Below are 15,327 nucleotides of genomic sequence, written 5' to 3' on the forward strand. Positions count from 1 at the left end.
ACAGCCGGGAGGATTTGCATGAAGACCCTAGCGATCTCGTCGCGCACCATTTGCGGCATCGAGGAACTGCCCGTCCACAGCGCGGCGGGGGTGACGCATGTCCTGTCGATCATCGATCCCGGTCATCCCGACATCCATCATTTCGAGGCCTATTCGAAGCACCTGCGCACCACCCTGCGCTTCCACGACATCATCGACCCGCTGCCGCGCCAGATCATGCCAGCGAAAGAGCATGTGACGGCCATTCTCGGATTCGGCGAAATGCTGGACAAAGGCGCGGTGGAAGGCACGGCGGGGCATCTTCTCGTGCATTGCCACATGGGCGTCTCGCGCTCCACCGCCGCCATGGTGACTCTGATGGCGCAGGGCGATCCCGACGCCGGCGAGGACGAACTCTTCGAGCGCCTGCGCCACATCCGCAGCAAAGCTTGGCCGAACTCTGTGATGATCGGCTTTGCCGACGAGAAGCTCGGGCGCGGCGGCAAGCTGGTGGAGGCGCTGCGCCGCCATTACGGCCATCAATTGAACCACAAGCCCGAATATGCCGAATGGATGCGCGATCTCGGGCGCGGCCGCGAAGTCGAGATGGCGTTGCCGGCCTGAACCGGGCTCCGGTGGACGAAGCCTTCATTCGCAGCGAAAGGCGGCCCATGTCCCCGATCGTCGAAGAGATCGACGCCCTGATCACCGCGCGGTCCCTGGCCGGCGACGATGAACTGGCGCTTCTTCAAGCGTTTTGCGAGGCGGCCGCAGGGCGCGGCCTCCCGCTCTGGCGCGTCCTTTTTCTCGTGGATACCCTCCATCCCGTTCACGAAGGCCGGGTCTTCCGGTGGCGGAACGACGGCGTGGAGGAATCAAGCGAGGGAACCTACGGGCGCACCGATGTCGGCGAAGCTCTCGAGCGCTGGCGAACCAGCGTCTTCTTCCGCCTCTACGAGACGGGCGAGACGGAACTGCGCCGCCGCTTCCATGCCGGCGAAGCAGCCGATTATCTCGAGATGCAGAATCTCGTCGCGGACGGCTGCACCGACTTCCTCGGCTTCATGCAGCCTTTCGGAGAGGCTGGCGTCATCGGCGATCTCGACGGCATCATGGGCTATATGCTGTCGCGGGAGGCGCAAGGGTTCTCGGACGACGATCTCGCGGTTCTGCGCGCGCTGGTCCCTAAGCTTTGCGTCGCGATCAAATGCGCGTCGCTGGCCCGGATCGCATCGACGCTGGTGGAAGTCTATCTCGGCCGCGACGCGCGCGAGCGCGTTCTGAAGGGGCGCATCGCGCGCGGCGTCGCCGAGCGCATCCGCACCGTTCTCTGGTTTTCCGACCTTCACTCCTTCACCACCATCACCGACACGGCGGACCCGGCAGAGATCATCCCGCTTCTCAACGATTATTCGGGCGCCGCGATCGAAGCGGTGCATGGGGCGGGCGGCAACGTTCTCAAGCTGATCGGCGATGGCATCCTCGCGATCTTCAACTTCGACGACCAGGCCGAGGCGACGAGCGCGGCCTTGAGGGCGGAAGCGGACCTGCGCCGCCGCACCGCCGAAATCGACGCCCGCCGAAAAGCGGAAGGGCGGCCGGTGACCTCCATCTATATCGGCTTCCATCTCGGGGAGGTCTTCTACGGCAATATCGGCTCCGACGACCGGCTGGATTTCACCGTGGTCGGCCCTTGCGTCAACGAGGTCTCGCGGATCGGCGCGATGTGCCGTTCGGTGGACCGACTGACCGTCGCTTCCGCCGAGTTCCGCGACGCGCTGGCGCCCGAGGAAAGAAACAAGCTCGTGTCGGTCGGCCGCTTCGCGTTGCGCGGCGTCGGGCGCGCGCAGGAACTCTTCACGCTCGATCCGGGGCTGGCCGTTTCCTGATCCTCCCGGACTTCGCGGGTTCGGGAAGATCGATCGCAATCCGACGAGGTCCGGCTTCTTACGGGATCAGGCGATCGGCGCGCAGGCGCTCGAACAGGTCGAAGAAGGCCTCGTCGGTCGCCTGATAGGCGGTGAAGCCGAGCCGGCGGCTCTTGCTCATGTCGGTGACGACCTCGATCGGCCGGCCGAGATCGGCATCGGTGTGCCAGGGCGAGGCGAGACGCGACAGGTCCGGCTCGGGAAGGCCCTCGCGCTCGGCGATCTGCCGCCAAAGCGGCGCGTCGTCCGTCATCTGCTCTTCCAGCGGCAGGCCCTCGCCCTCGAAGGAGGCAGGCTGGAGACCGAACCATTCGGCGATCCGCGCCCACATCCAGTTCCAGCGAAACACGTCGCCGTTGACGATGTTGAAGTCCTCTTTGGCGGCAGCCGGTGTCGTCGCGGCCCAAAGAAGCTGCCGGGCGAGCTGGCGCGCATCCGTCATGTCGGTGAGGCCGTTCCACTGCGCGGCCGAGCCCGGAAACCGGAAAGGCCGCCCGGTTTCGCGGCAAAGCGTGGCGTAGACGGCGAGCGTCGTGCCCATGTTCATGGCGTTGCCGACCGCCTTGCCGATCACCGTATGGGGGCGGTGGACGCTCCAAGCGAAACCGTCGCGCTTGGCCGCCGCGAAGACCTCGTCCTCCTGCGCATAGTAGAAATTGGCGATGTCCAGCCGGCCTTGGGATTCGCGGAACGGGGTTTGGGGCAGGGTGCCTTTCCCGTAGGCCTCGAAGGGGCCGAGATAGTGCTTGAGGCCAGTGACGAGCGCGACATGACGCACCGAGCCGGAAGGTTTCAGCCCATCGAGGAGGTTGCGGACCATCGCGGAATTGACCCGGATGTTCTCCACTTCCGTGTCCTGGCGTGCCCAGGTCGTGATGAAGACCGCGTCGGGCTTCAGATCCTTCAGCGCAGCCGCCGTTGCCGCCGCATCCTGAAGATCCGCCGCGACGGGGATGACGTCCTTCTGCTCCACGGGGCGTCGGGCGAGGCCATGGACCGACCAGCCGTTCTCGATAAGAAGCTCGGCGATCGCGCTTCCGACGATGCCGCTGGCGCCCACCACCAATGCCGATTTTGTCATGATTTGTCCTTTCGATCTTCCCGCGAGCTAGGAAGACATGGGGGCGACGTCCAGACGGCATGTCCGCTTCGTCGCAGTCCGATCGTGCCGGATCAGTCTCGGTCGCGGCCGGGAACCATCAGGAGCCGGCGCTCCATCCGCCGTCGACATGGAGGATCTCGCCCGTCACGAAGGGCGAGTCCTCCAGATAAAGCACGGCCCGAACCACGTCCTCGACCTCGCCGATCCGTTGCAGGGGATGGGTCTTGGCGAGGTCGGCATGGGTTTCCGGCGCGTGCATCGGCGTGTTGACGACGCCTGGCGACACCGCGTTCACCCGGATGCCGCGCCCGGCATATTCGATCGCGAGGCTGCGGGTGGCCGCGTTCAGGCCGCCCTTGGTCATCGCGGCCAGAACGGACGGAAACTTCGAGCTCGCCTGCTCGGCGAGCGTCGTGGTCATCTGCACGATATGCCCGTGACCTTGCCGTTCCATCGCGGCGACGGCGTGCTGGGTGACGTGGAAGAAACCGTCGAGATTGATGCCGAGGATCGCCCGGTACTGTTCCTGCGTATAGGAGGTGAACGGCCCGCCGACGAAGATGCCGGCATTGTTGACGAGCGTGTCGACCCGTCCGAACCTCGACAAGGCTTCCTCGATCACGCGCTTTCCCGTTTCCGGGTCGGCGATGTCGCCGCGGATGGTGACGCGGTTCGGATCGTTCGAGGTGTCGATCGAGCGCGAGGTCGCGACGACCTTGTAGCCCCTTTTCAGGAAGGCTTCGGCGATGCCCGCCCCGAGCCCCTGCGAGGCGCCGGTGACGACGGCGACTTTCTGTTCCACGGCCATTTTCATGCTTTCGATGGGTTTGGGGAGGAAGCGCGGCGGCAGGCGATCCGCCGACCGCGCCTGCGCGGGCCTTAGAACCGGGGACAGAACCCAGCGGGTCGGTCTGACGGTCCTTTCCGCCCCCTGCGGGGCGAGCCGCTTGTCTCGCCCGTCCTTCGGACCGTTGCCGATGCTCGCCCATGCGCTGCATGGACTGTGCTCGGCGCCTCGCCAGGAACGAAAAGTCCTCGCCAGCCCTCCTCCGCCAAGTTCTGTCCCCGGTTCTTAGACGTTCACTTCGAAGCCGAGGTCGATCTCGCTCGCCGGCTGGCCCCGGACGCCCCAGTTTTCGGCGGGTGACTCCCGAAGGATGACGCGAAGATCGGAAGCCGCGACGCCGAAGCGCGCCATTTCCTCCGCCATCGCGCCGTATAAACGCCGTTTGGCGTCGAGCGAGCGGCCGCTGATCAGGGCGATCTCCACCACCATGAACGCCTCGCCGCAATCCTCCGGCACGCGGAAGGCGTCGGCGTCATGCTCGGCGAGAACGATGCTGCGATCGCCCGGCGGGATACGAAGTCCGGCCACCAGTGCGCGCTGCACGGCTTCCAGAAGGGGCGTCCGGCGATCTGCGATCCAGCCCCGGCGGGTGTCGATACGGGTTGCGGGCAACGATCGGGATTCCTTGGGTCATGAGTTTCGGGCCGCCGAGACAGACGGTGCGCGGCGGCCCGGCCGGACGTCTATCGGGACTGTTCCAGCACGAAGATCGTCGGCGCGTCGCTGTTCAGCATGTCGCGCGTCAGTTCCATGCTGCTGGACCCCACGCGACGCACACGGTCCGCCGGGAAGCGATCCAGAAAGCGATCTACCGGCTCGATGTCGAGAACGCCTTTGGCGCTGTAGTAATGCATCGGAACGATCGCGCCGGGACGGATGCGGTCGATCGCCCGGTCGAGATCGTCGAGCGCGATGGTGGCGTGCTCGCCCGTCAAGGCCAGAAGAAGATCGACCTGTCCCGCGAGCTTTTCGAGATGCGCCGGCGCGACCGGATTGCCGATGTCGCCCATATGCAGAACGCGGATGCCGCCGATTTCGAACAGGTAAAGGGCGTTGGCGTCCGGGTCGCGGTTGAACTCCGACTGGTAGTCGAAGGTCAGGCTTTCGTAGGCCGGGAAGGAGCGGATGGCGAGGCCATCGACGCTCGCGCCCTCGGGCGGCAGTTCCAGCGCGTTCACGACGGTCGGATGCCCGAGAACGTGGCTCGGATCGGAATGGAAATCGTCCGTCGCCGAACTCATGATGACGATGTCGGCCGGCTCCTCGATCCGGTCGAACCCGCTATTGCCCGGCGCCGGCGTGTAGGGGTCCGTGACGACCGTCAGGCCGTCCTCTTCCAGGCGGAAGCTCGCATGGGCGTAGAATGTGATCTTCATCACCTGTCCTCCTCGGATGCCGATCGGGCGGCGTCAGCCGATCTTTTCGCCGTCGAAGAGTTCCCAGCTTTCGGTGAGCGAGGACTGCTTCTCGGCAAAGGCGGCGAGATGGGGCGAGTTCATATGCGCGTCCCAAAGCTCGCGGCTTTCCCAGTTCTCGTGGAAGATGAAAAGGCCGGGGTCCTGGTGCGAGCGATGGAGGTCGTAGTTCAGGCAGCCCTTCTCCGCCCGTGTCGGCGCCACGAGGCCGCGAAGCTCTTTTTCCAGTTCGGCCTCGTGGCCGGGCTTGGCCTTCAAACGCGCGACGATGGTGAGGGGTGCCATGGGAAACGCTCCTTTGTTTGCGGGGCAATGACCGGGAAGAGGCTAGGCGCGCGCCCCAGCGCAGCAAGTCACTGAGCGAAATTTGCTTCGCCTCGTCGTGCCGCGCAGGGGAGGGCATGGGCGCCTGTCTTCCTCACATCGGGGGAACGACGCCGTTCTTGCCGACCACGACGAACTTCGTCGACAGCTTGCCGTCCGCGCCCTTGGTGGCCGGCACGAACACGGTCGCCCCGCCTGCGAGATCTTCCTGGCTGGCCTCGGTGAAGGTGACGACGGGAATGTTCGGCGACAGATCCACGGTCTTCGATCCCTGCGGATAGGAAAGCGTCAGCCGCTGCCCATCGACATTCTGCACCGCGTTGGAAACCGTCGCGTTCGTCATGGTGGAGTTCGGCTGGAGGTCCCAGGGATAGCTTCCTTCGCCCGTTCCCTTCATGGACGCCGGGAAGATCAGGACTTCGACCGCACCGTCGCCACCGGCGGATTTGGGCACCGACGCCACGCCGACATAGTCGCCAACCTTGATGTCGGACGCGGAGGCTTGGCTGACGCCGCGTATCGCATAGCCCGGCGATAGGGCGACCTCGACGCTTGGTCCTTCCCGCGTCGCGATCGTCAGCATCGTGTCGGAGCGGACCTGGATGGTGCCTCGAACGCGCGTCGGCGCATCGGCCGCGAGCGTTGCGGAGGGGAGGAAGACGGCGAGCATGATGGCGGGAAGAATACGCATGGTGGACCTTTCGCGGCACGAAGGAGTTTGGATGGAACGTGCGAGGTCCGGGCGGACGATGCGGCTGCCTGAACAACGGCAGCCGAAACGCTCGATGGCCCGGATCGGCACATGCGCTTCGTTGCCGGAACAAGCTTCATGCGGATCGAGAGTTCCGGGAAATTTCGTTGGGCCTATTCGAGGGCCGAACTTTGGGCGGACGGAATCGTCCACGGTCTCGGCGTCGTCCTGACGATCGCGGGCACGGCGATGATGGTGGAGCGCTTCTCGACTTCTGCAAGCGGACCCGCGCTTTGGGCCGCCAGCCTTTATCTCGCGACGCTGGCGCTTTCGATCGGGGCTTCCGCCGCCTACAATGTCTGGCCGGTCTCGGACACCAAATGGCTGCTGCGCCGGCTCGACCATTCGGCGATCTTCCTTCTGATCGTCGGCACCTACACCCCGTTCATGGTCGAGATCGGCGCATTCGGGGTGCTTCTGGCGATGTGGGCGATCGCCGCGCTCGGCATCTTCCTGAAGCTCACCCGACCGGGCAGATACGATCGGCTGGCGATCGTTCTCTACTTGGCGCTCGGATGGAGCGGCGTCGCCCAATATGCCCGGCTCGTCGCCGGACTGCCCGACACGGTTCTGGAACTCTTGGTGGCCGGGGGCGTGCTTTATTCGCTGGGCGTCGTGTTCCACGTCTGGGAAGGCCTGCGGTTCCAGAACCCGATCTGGCACGGCTTCGTGCTTGCCGCCGCCGCGATCCACTATGCCGCCGTGTGGCAGGTGCTGGCGGCTTGAATTCCCGGTCGCGGACAACGGGAAGGCGCCGCGCCGGTGCAACTCACCGGGCTGCCGCCGGATTGAAGGAGTCAGCTCGCTTTCACCTGCCTTCCCAGGACATTCCCATGAGGCCCAAGGCCATTCTCTTCGATATCGACGGCACACTCGTCGACAGCAACGACCAGCATGTGGAGGCCTGGGACGAAGCGTTTCGCGGCGCGGGCTACAGCTTCGACCGGCAGGTGATCCACGACCAGATCGGCAAGGGCAGCGACATGCTTCTTCCCACCCTCCTGCCGGATCTCGGCGAGGACGCGCAGGAGGCGATCGGCGAAGCCCACGGAAAGGCGTTCAAGACGAAGTTCCTGGAGAAGATCCAGCCGTTTCCGAATGCGCGCGACCTTCTGGAGCGGGCGCATGAAGGCGGACAGAAAGTCGTGCTCGCGTCCTCGGCATCCGAGGCCGAACTCGACCACTATCTGGACCTTCTCGATGTCCGCGCGCTTGTCGCGGCGACCACGAGCGCCGACGACGTCGAAACCTCGAAGCCTGCGCCCGACATTTTCGGAACGGCGCTGAAGAAGCTCGGCTCGCCGTCGCCAGACGAGGTCATCGTGATCGGCGACACGCCCTACGATATCGAGGCCGCGGAGAAATGCGGCCTTCGCACGATCGGCCTCCTGTCCGGCAAGTTCAGCGAGGCGGTGCTGCGAGACGCGGGCGCAGTCGCGATCTACGCCGATGTCGCCGCGCTCCTGGCCGACTACGACAACTCGCCGCTCGGCCGGTAAGACTTTCGAAACGCGTCGCTCAAGCGGCGGCGCGTTCCTCGTCCATCGTCAGCTCCTTCAGGATCGCATGGACCTTGTGGCTGCCGAGCGAAGCGGGATCGAAGCCGCTGGCGATGCCGATCTGCGAAAAGCGTTCGGCATTTTCGGCTGAGCGGCCGACGAAGCCCATCGCCCAGTTGGGGAAGGACCGATGGGCGATCGGCTCCAGCGCCAGAAGCGAAACATCGCCGTGACGCTCGTCCTGCTGGATGCGCTCGAACGTGGCTTCCACGGCTTCCAGCGGGCCTTCCAGGACCTGCGCGAAGACGCCGCCATTGAACAAAAGCGCACCGGTGATGCCGGCGGGATCGTTGTTGCGCCGGCTGGCTTCGAGAATCGCGGAAACCTCTGCTTCGAAGCTCGCCTCGTTTCCGGAAACCTCGTTGCGGCTGTAATAAACGAGTTGGTAGAGCGTGTTGGACATATCGAAGGCCTCAGCGTGAAAGAAAGGCGGCGATGCCGTCCGCCGGCATCGGGCGGCCGGTGAAGTAGCCCTGCACGTGGGTGCATTGCTCGTCGCGGATGCGGTCCAGTTGTTCCGACGTCTCGACGCCCTCGGCTGTGATGGCCATGCCGAGGCTGACCCCGAGACCCGCGATGGCCTTGAGGATCGCCTCGTTGTCACCACCGGCCTCGGCTCCCTGTACGAAGGAGCGGTCGATCTTCAGTTTGTTGAACGGGAACTTCTGAAGGTAGCTGAGGGACGAATATCCGGTGCCGAAATCATCCATCGAAATCTTGATGCCGAGATCGCGCAGGGCGTGAAGCGTTTTCAGAACGTGATCGGTGTTCTCGATGAGAACGCCTTCGGTGATCTCGACTTCCAACCTCTGCGCGGACAGTCCCGAATGAGCGAGCGATGACACCACCGTCGCCACGAGGTTGTCGGATTTGAACTGGACTGGCGAGATGTTCACGGCGACCGTCATCTCATCCGGCCAGGTGGCGGCGGTCATGCAGGCGGAGCGAAGCACCCATTCGCCGATCTTGGCGATCAGGCCCGTTTCCTCCGCCAGCGGAATGAAATCGGCGGGCGATATGCGTCCGCGAACGGGGTGGTTCCAGCGAATCAGGGCCTCGAAGCCCATGACCGTATCGGTGCTGAGGTCCACGAAGGGCTGATAGTAGAGTTCGAACTGCTTCAGCGCCAGCGCCCGGCGCAAATCGATCTCCAGTTCCCGCCGGTCGCGCAGCGCCGCATCCATGCCCGTTTCGAACATGCGGAAACGGCCGCGCCCGGCCCGCTTGGCCTCGTACAAGGCCAGATCGCCGTTTCGCAGGAGGTCGCGGGCGCTGTTGCCGCGTTCGATCATCGCGACGCCGACGCTGGCGCCGATATTCACCGTGTGACCGTTGAGGACATAGGTCCGCCCGATCAGGTCCACGAGGCGCGCCGCCAGCCGCTCGGCATCGCTCCGGTCCACCACGCCGTTCTGCACGATCACGAACTCGTCGCCGCCGACCCGGGCGATGCAGTCGTCCTTGCGGCAGGCGGATCGCATCCGGTCGGCCACCTTCTTGAGAAGAAGATCGCCGACCCCATGGCCAAGCGTGTCGTTGATGACTTTGAAACGATCGAGGTCGATGCAATGCACAGTCACCCACTTGCCGTCGCCCGCCGGGAAGGCGAGCGCCGCTTCGAGGCGCGCGTTGAGGCCGTTGCGTTTGACGAGCCCGGTCAATTCGTCCGCCTCGGCGAGAGCGGTGGAGGCATCCGCCGCTTCTTCCGGAAGAAGGCTCAACGCCACCCCGGTTGCGCTCGGCGCCCCGAACAGCCCCCGATATTGGACATGCGCGCGCGATGTCAGGGTGACCTCGCCAGCCGAGGCGGCTCGATCGAAGGCCATCTCATGGCCGGGAAACACGTCCGCGAAGCTCAAGCCGACGATCCAGCCGCCAAGCCGGACCTGCGCGCTCGAATTGGCGTATGTCACTTCCCCATCGTGATCGAAGGCGACGACGGGATGCGCCAAGCCGTTGAGAACGGTGTCGAGCGGCGGCGAAACGCCGTCCGACGCTGGGCGGTTCAGAGATGACATCTGATGCTCTGCTGATTCGATGCAGAGCAGGATGGCCGTGCAGACCTAGAAAGCCGTGAACGACGAGCATCGCTCGCCGAGCAATACAGAACTAAATCATTGCACGGCAAAGAGATCCGGTCGGCCTTCGTGGCCGGATATCCGACACACGAGTGAGCGTCCTGACAACGATGCCGAACCTTTCAAGCGGAAAGGCTGTACGCTTCCAGGATCGAGCGGATCTTCTCGTCCTGCGCGGGATCGGGCAGGAGCGCGGGCTGGCGGCTGGCGCCGACGCTCGGGTCCATCAGGAAAAGCGCGCGCTTCACCAATGCCGGAGGATAGCCGAGCCCGTAAAGGTCCTTGCGGAAATTGCCGAAGATCTCCTGCTGGCGGGCGGCTTCGGCCTCGTCTCCGTCGTTGAAGGCTCTGATGATCGCCGCCAGGACCTTCGGCATGACGTTGCCGAGGCCCGAGATGCAGCCGGCCGCGCCGTTCCGGAGCGCCCAGTGCACGAGATGGTCGGGGCCGGAATAAACGGCAAAACCCGGAACCTCGCGGCCGACGCCGAGATAGGCTTCCAGCGTTTCCTGCGCGCCGCCCGAATCCTTGATGCCGGCGATGTTGCCGTGGCTCGCGAGCTTGGCCGCGGTTTCGGGCTCGATATGGTTCTGCGTGCGGGCCGGAATGTCGTAGAGATAGACCGGCGTCTTCACCCCGTCGGCGACGGTGGAGAAATGGCGGATCAGCCCGTCCTGCGTCGCCTGGATGAAGAAGGGCGTGATCACCGCGATGCCGTCGACGCCGATCCGGTCGAATTCGCGGGCGAGTTTGAGCGTTTCGAAGGTCGCGGGCATGCCGGCATTGACGATGACCTTCGCCGCGCCGCCGACCTCGTCGACGACCGCTTCTGTCAACTGCACCTTCTCCTCGAAGGTGAGAGCCGAGAAGTCGCCGTTGGTGCCGGCGCACATGATGTTGTTGCCGCTTTCCACTTGCCGGCGTACCTGCCGGCGCGTGGCTTCGAGATCGATCATCTCGTCGTCGCGAAAGCAGGTGACGAGGGCGACGAAGGCTTGGCCGGTCATAGGGGGAACTCCGCTCAATAGGCTGCTTCGTAGATCGCCTGGATCTGGCCTTCCGCGATGTCGCGCGGGTTGTTGTCGAGGAGGCGGCGGATGGCGTGCGCTTCGCGCGCCATGGCCGGCAGATCGTCACGAGGAACGCCGAGTGCCGAAAGCCGCATCTCGCAGCCGAGATCAGCGCAATAGCGATAGGTCGCCTCGAACACGTCGGCTTGAGGCTCCAAACCGAGCGCCTGGAGAATGGCCGCCGTCTTTTCCGCGACCGCCGGCGCGTTGAAGGCGAGCGTGTGCGGGAAGATCAAGGCGTTCGCCGCGCCGTGGGCGATGTGGTGGCGCGTGCCGAGCGGATAGGCGACGGCGTGGCCGGCAGCGGTATTAACCGGCCCCAGGCAGAAGCCGCCGTAGAGCGAGGCGAGGCTGAGCCCCGCCCGCGCTTCCATGTCCGAGCCGTCGCGGATGGCGCGCGAAAGGAACCGGCCGACGAGGCGGATGCCTTCCAGCGCGTACATGTCGATCAGCGGATGGGCCTTCAGGCTCGTGAAGGCCTCGACGCAATGGGCCATGGCATCGACGCCGCTGGCGGCGGTCACGGAAGCCGGCAGTGTCAGGGTCAGGGCCGGGTCGATGATGGCGATGTCGGCCTGACAGTGGAGGCTCTGGACGGCAAGCTTGTTCTGCGTTTCGGGATCGGTCACCAGCGCCCGTGTTCCCGCTTCGCTGCCGGTGCCCGCCGTTGTCGGGATCTGGCAGAGCGCGGCGCGCTTGGCCCGGACCTTTTCCGCGCCGACGACGTCGCGGATCGTCTGGCCGCTGCCCGGCAGAACCGCCACGAGCTTGGCGAGATCCATGGCCGAGCCGCCCCCGAAGCCGACCACCAGATCGGGCTTCACCTCTTCGGCAAGGCGGAGCGCGGCTTCGAGATTGGGCACGTCCGGCTCGGGGCGCACCTCGCCGAAGACCGCGACTTCACCGGAAAACCCAAGCACCTCGACGCGGGCGGCGTTGAAGGCGTCCGCGACCACGAGGATGCGCGAAAAGCCCTTGGCGCGCGCCCATTCGCCGGCGGTTCCCGCCGTGCCCGCGCCGAAGCGGATGACGGCGGGGCGCTGGATCTCGATCGGCGCGCTGAGGCTCGCGGCGGCAAGATGGATGGTCATGGCGAGATCCTTCCTTGTCAGGCCGTGCGGGCGCTGGCCAGCCGTTCGGCATAATCGATGGCCTCGACCAGGCTGAGTTCGTTGGCGATGTTCTTGCCGGCGATGTCGAAGGCCGTGCCGTGATCGACGGAGGTGCGCACGATGGGCAGGCCGAGCGTGATGTTGACGCCCGACAGCGCTTCCCACTTGCCGGTCTCAGGATTGACGTTGAAGCCGAGAAGTTTCACCGGCACGTGGCCCTGGTCGTGATACATGGCGATCACCGCGTCGTACTGGCCGGCGCGCAGCTTCACGAAGACCGTGTCGCCCGGCACCGGGCCGACGACGTCGAGCCCGTCGGCGACGGCGGTCGCAATGGTCGGCACGGAAACGTCGTCGTCCTCGTGCCCGAACAGCCCGCCCTCGCCGGCGTGAGGGTTGAGCGCGGCCACCGCGATGCGCTTGCGGCCCAGCCCGAGCGCGGTCAGGGCTTCCTCGGTCCTGTCGATCACGAAGCGCAGGCGTTGGGGGGTGAGGCGGGCCGGCACGTCCTTCAGCGCGACATGGGTGGTGAGGTGGCTGACGCGCATGTTCTCGTGCGCCAGCATCATCACCGAGCCCTTGGAGCCGGTGAGTTCGGCCAGCATCTCGGTGTGGCCGGCATAGTGATAACCAGCCTTGTTCAGCGCTTCCTTGTTCAGCGGCGCAGTGACGATGCCCTGGACGCGGCCGGCTTGCGCCAGGCGCACGCCCCGCTCCACCGCCAGATACGCGAAGCGCCCCGCATCGGCGGACAGGACGCCCGGGCGGATCGGCTCGCCTTCCGGCCCGGCCTGAAGGCAGGCGAGGGCCGGCCAGTTCTCGTCGTCCTCGGAAACTTCGGGAATGTCGATGTCGATCCCGAGCGTTTCGCGCGCCTGGAAGAGCGACGGATTGGACCCGATCACCAGAAGCCGCAGGTCGCCCTTCGCCAGCCGGTCCTTCAGGTGGTGGCAAGCGCGCACGATGATTTCCGGGCCGATGCCGGCCGGATCGCCCATGGTGATGGCGAGATGGGGCTTCATGGCAGGGTGGCTCCGGAAAGGGGCGGCGTGTCGGCCGCAAGAAGGGTGGCAAGAAGGCTTGGCGCGCCGAAAGCGCCGGATTTCGAGATAACGTCGGTGCCGTCCCAGCGCCCGCCGACGAGACGCGAGCGCGGAATGCCGGGCATGATCTCGCCGACGACATCCAGCCGTTGCGTGCCGAGCGCTTCGCAAAGCCCGCGCAGCGTTTCGCCGCCCGCGACCATCAGCGTTCCAGGGGGCGCGAGGCGGGTCGCCAACTCACCCAGCACCTGCCCGATGCGGATCGCGGCCGTCGCGCGGGGCGTCTCGTCCGGCAGAGCGACCGTCACGAAGGCGGTGCCCGTGGTTTGCAGAAGGTGCTGCACGGCATCCGCGTGGTCTGCCGTTTCGATCACGAGCCGATGGCCGGTGACGGCTTCGAGCTGCGCCAGCATCACCGGATGGTCGGTGCCGAAAAGCCCGAGCAGCGGCCCTCGGCGGGGCGGGGCGGCGGCTTCGTGCGGCCGAACGAAGCGCCGGGCCAGCGCGGCCGCGAGGCCCCCGCTGCCGACGAAGAGAATGCCCTCTCCGTGCGAGGCGGCAGCCGCGACCATGTCGAGATCGGCATCGCTTTCGCTGTTCCAGAAACTGACGCCAAGCGGCATCGGATCGCCTGGATCGCAGCGCGCCACGGCGTGGCCGGCCTCTTCCAGCCGGGCGGCGAGATCGGTGCGAAGCGCTTCCCATCGCCCGTCCGGCATCGCCATTCCCTGGCGGCCGCCGCGCGAAACTCGCCCCTGCGCCGGAAAGGCGGGCGCGATCACGCAGCGCGAGAACAGGTTATGTTCAAGGACAGCAGCGATCTCCTCGGCTTCCGAACCGCGCAGGAGGCTGTCGACCTTCTTGTAGGCGAGAGCGTCGGGCAGGGCGAAGAGCGGGGACGCAACGCGCTTCACCGTTTCGGCCGCCCTTCGCGGATCGGCCTCGCGCGTGCCTGTATCGAAAGCGAGCGGGCCGTGCGGCAGCGTGTTTCCCATCTTCCAAGTGACCGGAACCGGCGAGTCGAGCGTGCCGAAAGCGGCGGCGCTGTCGAGAGCACCTGTCAGATCGTCAGCAAGGAGCCGGAGCGTGCGGGGCATGGAACAACAGCGTTTCGGATGATCCCGGTGTAAAACGACCCTAAACAGCTTGAGCAAAACCTGTCAACGTGTAAAGAACGCCGTCCATCGAGCCGGTGGGTGTTTTTGGTATCTGCTCGCTCCGAACACGCAGTCAGGACGCGCAAGCGCGCGACCTTGCGCATCTTGTGCCGCAGGTCGGAATAGGGTCTCGGAAGGCGGTGCGCGATCTCGGCCGAATGTCGGTGTTCGCGGGCGGTTCCTAGAGCGCCAGATCCAGGAGTCGCCCTTCGAACAAGCGCTCCAACGAGCCGCGCAGATGGGCCCGCATGCGCGAAGCCGCGCTTTCCGCGTCGCCGGCGCGGATCGCCTCGAAGATCCCGGTATGCTCGGCAAAAACGCGCTGGAGCCCCGGCGTCGGGCCGATCAGAGTCAGCCCGTGCAGCTTCATGCCGACGGCGATATGCTCCTTCAGGGCCTGCAGCGCCGACAGGTGGTAATGGTTGTTCGACGCCTTCGCCACGGCGATGTGGAAGGCGAAATCGGCGTCCTCGCGGTGGCGCTGCTGGCGCGTCGCGTCGTCCAGCATGGCGAGCGCCGCCTCGATGCGGGCGAGCGCCTCGTCGTTGCGCCGCCGCGCGGCATAGGCGGCGGCTTCCGGCTCGATGGTAAGGCGGAATTCGTAGCAGCGCTGGATGTCGGCGATGGTTTCCACCGGCGCGAAGCCGAGATTCTGCACCGGCGCGGGCGGGCGTCTGGGCCGCGCGAAGGAGCCGGCCCCGCGCCGCGAATAGATGAGGCCGTCGCTGCGAAGCCGTTCCAGCGCTTCGCGCACGATGGGCCGCGACACGTCGAAACTCGCGGCCAGATCGTATTCGCCGGGCAGGCGTTCGTCGGCGCCGTAGACGCCCGTCGCGATCCGTTCCTTCAGCGTTTCGTAGATGCGGTCCGACAAGGGGCCCGCCTGAGGGCGCGGCGCGACCTCCACGGCATTCGGCTTCATCGGGCGCGGTCCTTGCCTGAAATCATAGGGTCAAGATGAC

Annotated in this window: 17 protein-coding genes; 4 read left to right on the forward strand and 13 right to left on the reverse strand. The window is 65.8% G+C overall.

Annotated elements, in window-relative coordinates:
• Positions 1-18 precede the first annotated feature (18 nt).
• On the forward strand, positions 19-603 hold the full coding sequence (locus F9929_RS11780) for a tyrosine phosphatase family protein (protein WP_152046760.1): 585 nt from the start codon (positions 19-21) through the stop codon (positions 601-603).
• A gap of 47 nt (positions 604-650) precedes the next feature.
• A complete protein-coding gene (locus F9929_RS11785; RefSeq protein WP_152046761.1) occupies positions 651-1,868 on the forward strand; it encodes an adenylate/guanylate cyclase domain-containing protein in 1,218 nt (405 codons plus the stop codon).
• Positions 1,869-1,926: 58 nt separating this feature from the next.
• Here F9929_RS11785 and F9929_RS11790 read toward each other — a convergent pair whose 3' ends face one another.
• The 6 genes from F9929_RS11790 to F9929_RS11815 form a co-directional block, all read right to left on the reverse strand.
• Entirely contained in the window at positions 1,927-2,988 is a 1,062-nt protein-coding gene (locus tag F9929_RS11790) for an SDR family oxidoreductase (protein ID WP_152046762.1), read from the reverse strand.
• Positions 2,989-3,106: 118 nt separating this feature from the next.
• Positions 3,107-3,817, reverse strand: a complete 711-nt coding sequence (locus F9929_RS11795) for an SDR family NAD(P)-dependent oxidoreductase (protein WP_152046763.1) — start codon at positions 3,815-3,817, stop codon at positions 3,107-3,109.
• Positions 3,818-4,081: 264 nt separating this feature from the next.
• The gene (locus F9929_RS11800) at positions 4,082-4,468 is read right to left on the reverse strand and encodes a tautomerase family protein (protein WP_152046764.1); all 387 of its coding nucleotides are present in this window, start codon (positions 4,466-4,468) and stop codon (positions 4,082-4,084) included.
• A 71-nt stretch (positions 4,469-4,539) separates the two neighbouring features.
• Entirely contained in the window at positions 4,540-5,232 is a 693-nt protein-coding gene (locus F9929_RS11805; protein ID WP_152046765.1) for an MBL fold metallo-hydrolase, read from the reverse strand.
• A 33-nt stretch (positions 5,233-5,265) separates the two neighbouring features.
• Positions 5,266-5,556, reverse strand: coding sequence for a putative quinol monooxygenase (locus F9929_RS11810; protein ID WP_152046766.1), 291 nt, complete (start codon positions 5,554-5,556; stop codon positions 5,266-5,268).
• A gap of 133 nt (positions 5,557-5,689) precedes the next feature.
• Positions 5,690-6,286, reverse strand: coding sequence for a hypothetical protein (locus F9929_RS11815; protein ID WP_152046767.1), 597 nt, complete (start codon positions 6,284-6,286; stop codon positions 5,690-5,692).
• A gap of 138 nt (positions 6,287-6,424) precedes the next feature.
• Here F9929_RS11815 and trhA point away from each other — a divergent pair, with 138 nt between their 5' ends.
• Together trhA and F9929_RS11825 are read left to right on the forward strand one after the other, a co-directional pair.
• Positions 6,425-7,072: a PAQR family membrane homeostasis protein TrhA gene (trhA, locus tag F9929_RS11820; RefSeq protein WP_152046869.1), complete on the forward strand. Its 648-nt coding sequence runs from the start codon at positions 6,425-6,427 to the stop codon at positions 7,070-7,072.
• Positions 7,073-7,179: 107 nt separating this feature from the next.
• Positions 7,180-7,845: an HAD family hydrolase gene (locus F9929_RS11825; protein WP_152046768.1), complete on the forward strand. Its 666-nt coding sequence runs from the start codon at positions 7,180-7,182 to the stop codon at positions 7,843-7,845.
• Positions 7,846-7,864: 19 nt separating this feature from the next.
• On the opposite strand, the gene F9929_RS11830 is transcribed toward F9929_RS11825, so the two are convergent.
• From F9929_RS11830 to F9929_RS11860, 7 genes are all read right to left on the reverse strand, one after another.
• Positions 7,865-8,308: a BLUF domain-containing protein gene (locus F9929_RS11830; RefSeq protein ID WP_152046769.1), complete on the reverse strand. Its 444-nt coding sequence runs from the start codon at positions 8,306-8,308 to the stop codon at positions 7,865-7,867.
• 10 nt (positions 8,309-8,318) lie between these two features.
• Positions 8,319-9,923, reverse strand: a complete 1,605-nt coding sequence (locus tag F9929_RS11835) for a putative bifunctional diguanylate cyclase/phosphodiesterase (RefSeq protein ID WP_152046770.1) — start codon at positions 9,921-9,923, stop codon at positions 8,319-8,321.
• Between the two features lie 182 nt (positions 9,924-10,105).
• Positions 10,106-10,990 (reverse strand): dihydrodipicolinate synthase family protein, encoded by an 885-nt coding sequence (locus F9929_RS11840; RefSeq protein WP_152046771.1) that lies wholly within the window; start codon positions 10,988-10,990, stop codon positions 10,106-10,108.
• A 14-nt stretch (positions 10,991-11,004) separates the two neighbouring features.
• Positions 11,005-12,144, reverse strand: coding sequence for an iron-containing alcohol dehydrogenase (locus F9929_RS11845; protein WP_152046772.1), 1,140 nt, complete (start codon positions 12,142-12,144; stop codon positions 11,005-11,007).
• A gap of 17 nt (positions 12,145-12,161) precedes the next feature.
• Entirely contained in the window at positions 12,162-13,187 is a 1,026-nt protein-coding gene (pdxA, locus tag F9929_RS11850) for a 4-hydroxythreonine-4-phosphate dehydrogenase PdxA (protein WP_152046773.1), read from the reverse strand.
• Entirely contained in the window at positions 13,184-14,305 is a 1,122-nt protein-coding gene (locus tag F9929_RS11855; protein ID WP_152046774.1) for a four-carbon acid sugar kinase family protein, read from the reverse strand. Before F9929_RS11855 ends, pdxA begins: the two co-directional genes overlap by 4 nt.
• Positions 14,306-14,546: 241 nt before the next feature.
• A complete protein-coding gene (locus tag F9929_RS11860) occupies positions 14,547-15,287 on the reverse strand; it encodes a FadR/GntR family transcriptional regulator (protein ID WP_152046775.1) in 741 nt (246 codons plus the stop codon).
• Positions 15,288-15,327: the final 40 nt, after the last annotated feature.

Origin of the sequence: Aureimonas psammosilenae, from assembly GCF_009176975.1 — a bacterium.
Taxonomy (GTDB): domain Bacteria; phylum Pseudomonadota; class Alphaproteobacteria; order Rhizobiales; family Rhizobiaceae; genus Plantimonas; species Plantimonas psammosilenae.